Genomic DNA, 1467 nt, shown 5'->3' on the forward strand with positions numbered 1-1467 from the left:
AGCCCCCGGATCGTCGGCGTCGAGACGAGGAACACCTTGCGCCGGTGGGCAAAGGTCAGCGAGCGCGCCTCGGCCAGCGTCACCGGATCGCCTTCCTCGTCGGCCGAGGCCGGATACGCGTCGACCTCGTCGAGAAAGATATAGCGCGCCGGCGTGGACCGCAGCCCCACCGCCGAGTTCGCGCCCGTCATGATCAGGATGCCGCCCGCGAATTCCTTGGACAGCATGGTGTTGCCCGCATCGCGCGAGCGCGCCGGCTTGATTCGCTCCCGCAGCTCCGGGCTTTCCTCGATCAGCGGGTCGATCCGCTGGCGCGAGTTGCGCTTGGCCAGTTCCACCGTCGGCTGGACCGCAAGCATCGGGCCCGGCGCCTGGTGGATGGCGAACCCGATCCAGTTGTTCCCGGCCTCTGTCGCGCCGACCTGCGCGGCCTTCATGAACACCACCCGCTGCGTGGGATCGCCGGGGCTCAGCCGGTCCATGATCTCGCCCATGTAAGGCGTGCGCACCGTGCGATACTGCCCGGGCTCGGCCGAGGCGCGCGACGACAGCTTGCGGTGCCGGTCGGCCCATTCGGATACCGTCAGGTCCGGGTCGGGCCGCAGCCCTGCGCCCCAGGCACGCAGGATGTCCTGCGCCCCGTCGAAGGCCTGCGCGTCCGCGTCCTCAGCGGAGATCGGGCTGGATCTCGGCGAGGTCGTCGAGCTGGGATCGGACATGTTTCTCCAGAGCCTTCTGCATCGCGGCCGGTTCCACGCCCACATCGGCCGCCATCAGTGCGGCCACCCGGGCGGGCCAGTTGACCCAGACATCGCGCTCCTGCCGCGCCAGCCGGAACACCAGCGCCAGCGCGCGGGCGCGGTCGATCAGCTCGCCTTTCAGCTTTTGCAGCCGGATGCGCCGCTCCTGCGCCTTCAGCACCTCGTTGGCCGTCTTCGCCTGCAGGAAGGTCGTCCCGCCGCCCGTGGCCGGCGCGGCCAGGCCCTGTTCCTTGAGGGTATCGCCCACCGCCGAAACAGCCGCCTCCGGTACGGGCTTGCGCTTCGGCGCGGGCGGCTTGCGGGTTTTCGACGGGTCCGTGCTCTCGGCCCGGCGCGCGTCGCTGGCGTCGGGATCGATGCTCCCATCGGCGTGCAGCACCAGGCGGCCGGCGGCCTTCGCCTTCTGGATCGCCCCGCGCGAGAGGCCGACGCGGGCGGCGTATTGGCGCTCGCTCAGACCCTCCATGCCGCGCTCCGATTATCATTCGAAATCATGTGCTTATTGAGTTGATAAGCCTCTGCGCCGGAGCGAACCTGGATCCAGAAGGACGATGCAACTCAGCACACGGAGCCACCGGATGACCACGCGCCTGAACCCAATCACCACGCCCCGCCACCAGCTCCGCGCCGAGAAGGCGCGCCGCAACAAAGAAGCCGCGCTGAACGCCTTCATCGGCAAGAAAGCCGAGATCGACGAGATGCTCGC

Annotated in this window: 2 protein-coding genes; both read right to left on the reverse strand. The window is 69.2% G+C overall.

Annotated features, from left to right (window positions below; translation table 11 throughout):
- Window positions 1–719: phage terminase large subunit family protein (locus tag ROE7235_RS19570; protein ID WP_183073605.1), on the reverse strand; the 719-nt coding region annotated here is incomplete at its 3' end.
- The gene (locus tag ROE7235_RS19575) at window positions 667–1227 is read right to left on the reverse strand and encodes a hypothetical protein (RefSeq protein WP_050663604.1); all 561 of its coding nucleotides are present in this window, start codon (window positions 1225–1227) and stop codon (window positions 667–669) included. The genes ROE7235_RS19570 and ROE7235_RS19575, both read right to left, overlap by 53 nt.
- Between the last annotated feature and the right edge of the window lie 240 nt (window positions 1228–1467).

The organism is Roseinatronobacter ekhonensis, from assembly GCF_900499075.1.
GTDB lineage: Bacteria > Pseudomonadota > Alphaproteobacteria > Rhodobacterales > Rhodobacteraceae > Roseinatronobacter > Roseinatronobacter ekhonensis.